The organism is uncultured Caballeronia sp., from assembly GCF_964243625.1.
In the GTDB taxonomy this organism is placed as follows: domain Bacteria; phylum Pseudomonadota; class Gammaproteobacteria; order Burkholderiales; family Burkholderiaceae; genus Caballeronia.
The window spans coordinates 1-3,190 of sequence record NZ_CAXTGZ010000670.1 but is presented as its reverse complement, the minus strand read 5'-3'; the positions used below and the strand labels follow the sequence as shown (position 1 = coordinate 3,190).

The 3,190-nt window shown below is 54.6% G+C and carries 4 protein-coding genes; 2 read left to right on the top strand and 2 right to left on the bottom strand.

Annotated elements, in window-relative coordinates; all coding sequences use genetic code 11:
• Nucleotides 1-277: 277 nt before the first annotated feature.
• Both ACFFAR_RS29015 and ACFFAR_RS29010 read right to left on the bottom strand, forming a co-directional pair.
• Nucleotides 278-799: a ferritin-like domain-containing protein gene (locus ACFFAR_RS29015; RefSeq protein WP_375508993.1), complete on the bottom strand. Its 522-nt coding sequence runs from the start codon at nt 797-799 to the stop codon at nt 278-280.
• 32 nt (nt 800-831) lie between these two features.
• The gene (locus ACFFAR_RS29010) at nt 832-1,374 is read right to left on the bottom strand and encodes a DUF4142 domain-containing protein (protein WP_375508992.1); all 543 of its coding nucleotides are present in this window, start codon (nt 1,372-1,374) and stop codon (nt 832-834) included.
• 369 nt (nt 1,375-1,743) lie between these two features.
• On the opposite strand from ACFFAR_RS29010, the gene ACFFAR_RS29005 reads away from it, so the two are divergent.
• Both ACFFAR_RS29005 and ACFFAR_RS29000 read left to right on the top strand, forming a co-directional pair.
• A complete protein-coding gene (locus tag ACFFAR_RS29005) occupies nt 1,744-2,544 on the top strand; it encodes an alpha/beta fold hydrolase (RefSeq protein WP_375508991.1) in 801 nt (266 codons plus the stop codon).
• Between the two features lie 12 nt (nt 2,545-2,556).
• On the top strand, nt 2,557-3,190 hold a 634-nt coding region (locus ACFFAR_RS29000; RefSeq protein WP_375508990.1), incomplete at its 3' end, for a histidine kinase dimerization/phospho-acceptor domain-containing protein.

Genomic DNA, 3,190 nt, shown 5'->3' with positions numbered 1-3,190 from the left:
CGCGTGCTCCATGGCCGTACGCGAGAATTCTTGAGGTAAATGTGCATAGCGACTCCCAATACCTCGATACAGCCCCACCGCGCCATGTGACTGGCGAACATCCATGGCGGACATTGGGCTGACACACGTGCCATAGGGTTGTTGAGGGAATGAACCCAACCGTCGCGGGGACCTTAGCAAACAAGTTCGAAGGGGGCTGTAGCGATAGACACGATGTCCGCACGAACTTCGATGGGTCAACACCCCAAGTGTGGCTGACCCACCGTCACCGCATCCGTTACGCCGAACGCTGCGCCTTTTTCGCCGGCGTCCCTGCAGTGTCTGCCGAGACTTCTTGCTCTGCCAGGATCGTTAATTTTTGGTCGGTCGCTTTCTCTTCCTCGAGCGTTTCGCCAAGCAGGACCATGGCCTCTGTATACCCGAGTTTCTTGGCAAGTGCGCAAAGCGTTCCGTACGAAGCAATTTCGTAGTGTTCAACTTTTTGCGCTGCCCCGATTAACGCCGCGTCGAGCACTGGTCCCTTCTCAATCTCGTCGATTTGCTCGTCGGCTTCTTCAATCAGGCCTTCCATCGCTACGCATTTGATGCGTTTCAGCTTGATGCCGGACGCCTCAACTGCCTGGTCGATCCGTTCAATCTGCCCATGGGTCTCTTCAAGGTGGGTTTCGAAAGCCGCCTTCAGTTCCTCGCTGGTCGACGAACGGGCTTGCTTTTTTAGCGCCTTAGTCAACTGCTTTTCAGCGCTGTAAATATCGGACAGGGCGTGGATAAACAAGTCATTCAACGTTTTTGCTGCCATGATTTCCTCCTTTGGTTATCGATGATCTACAGTTACTGCGCGGCAATGCCCTTCTTTGCTGCGAGCTGTTGTGCCATCGCGAGATGTTCCTTGATCGTCGGCAATGCCTTCTGTGCAGCTTTCTTCAAATCTGCGTTCTGGCCGCCGTCGGCTTCCGTTTGAAATGCGGCGACGGCTTTCTCGTGGCCAGCCAAGCCAACTTGCTTGATATAGGCCGTATCAAACGCCTTGCCATGCAACGCGCTTAGAGAATTGAGCACGGCGGTGTCCGAGTTGTCCTTAGGAACAGCGACGCCGTACGGGGCAGCCATCTTCAACGAAACGGTCAGCTTGGTATGGTCCATCAGCATATGGTGGGCAAAATTCTTTACATCCGCATCTTGCGATTGCTTCGCTGCAAGTTTGCTTGCATCGATTTCGGTAGAACTGGACATGCTCGCCGCTTGGACAAATTCCTTATCCGGCGAGGGCAGGTCATTGGCTGAGGTGGTGCTAGCAGCTTGCGTCTGCGCAAGAGCGATCGTTGAACCAGATAGCGCTGCTATCAGCGCCGCGGAAATGGCCAAAACTTTCATAGTTCACTCCTCAGAAGATGGTGAGCAACAGCCGTGCAAATCCTGTTCCACCATTCGTTCCGAAGCAAACGCATCCGCTTCCTCAATGAAACCTACATTGCCGCGCACGCAATCGTGGGGTAGCGGCAAAGTGCATGAACCTCCATGGTCAGTTACCGCAGGCGGCTCGAGGCGATCCATTCGAAGCGAAGTCGTTTGGGCAGCGCGAGGCTGGCCGCAATTGGTATCGCCAGCGTATACTTGGACGTATTAGGACGAAACTGCAAGTTTGATTTAGGTTAGCGCCCACTTTGAAGGCCAAAGGATGTCTGAGATTGCTCAACGACACGGTTTGGACCATTTTGATAACTCTGTGCAGGACCACCACCCATGAGTGTTCAGGAACGTAACAATGTCAGCATCGATGGTCATGGGCCCGTCATGATTTTCGCGCACGGATTCGGCTGCGATCAGACCATGTGGCGTCAACTTACTCCAGCGTTTCGAGATCGTTATACGACGATCCTGTTCGACCTGGTCGGTTGCGGCAAATCGGACCTGTCAGCCTACGACTTCGACAAGTATTCATCGCTTCGCCAATACGCTGCGGACGTGCTCGAAATTGTAGATGAATTCACAAGTGACCCTGTGATTTTTGTCGGCCACTCTGTAAGCGCCACAATCGGGATGCTCGCAGCTATCCAGCGACCCGAGCGGTTCGCGGCCAACTTAATGGTGGGTCCGTCCCCCTGCTTTATCAATGACGGCGACTATGTCGGAGGCTTTGACCGAGCCGATATTGAAGAGCTTCTCGAGACGATGCAAAACAACTACCTGGGATGGTCTAGCACGATGGCGCCGGCCATCATGGGCGCACCGGACCAACCGGAGCTGCAGCAGGACTTGACGAATAGCTTCTGTCGGACCAACCCAAAAATTGCAAAACGTTTTGCCAGGGTCACTTTCCTTGCTGATCACCGAGACGATCTGCCCAAGGTAACGACGCCGACGCTTATCCTCCAATCGAACGATGATTTTTTAGCGCCGCCGTTTGTGGGCGAGTATATGCATCGCATGATGCCGGGCAGTACCCTGGATATCGTCCAGAATATTGGCCACTGTCCTCACCTGAGCGCCCCCCACGCCAGCATCGATTCGATTGAGGGCTTTTTGCGTGCTCGTAACCTGTGAAGGAGGTCTGACTTGCTCTCGGTCGAGGAATCATTCGAGCACGCCGCGTGCGGTTTGGTCACGGCCGAGACCGACGGGACGATCGTGCGCGTCAATTCAACTTTTTGCCGATGGCTGGGTTATGAGCAGTCGCAGTTGATGGGTGTACGCAAGGTATCGGATTTTTTAACGATTGGCGGAAAGCTATTTCATCAGACCCACTGGGGGCCGCTGCTTGAGATGCAGCGTTCGGTCGCCGAGCTTAAGCTAGAGATCGTTGGCCGCGCCCGTAACCGCATTCCGATGTTGCTCAACGTGCGCCGCATTCGCATTGAGGCAAAGGAGTACGACCACTTCGCTTTCATGGTTCTCGAAGACCGCCAAAAGTTTGAACAAGAACTCCTCCAGGCGAGAACCAATGCGGAACGGGCTCTTGAAGCGCAACGCGAGGCGGAGCGCGAGCTTCGAAGAGCGGCTCGACAAAAAGACGAGTTTTTGGCAACGCTCGCCCACGAACTTCGTAATCCCCTCGCGCCAATGCGCAGCGTGGTGGATCTGTTGCAACGGAGAAGCTCGCTCGGCGAACGCGAGGAATGGGCGTATGGCGTACTTGACCGACAACTTGGCCAGATTTCACATCTCGTCGACGATCTTCTCGAAATAGCGC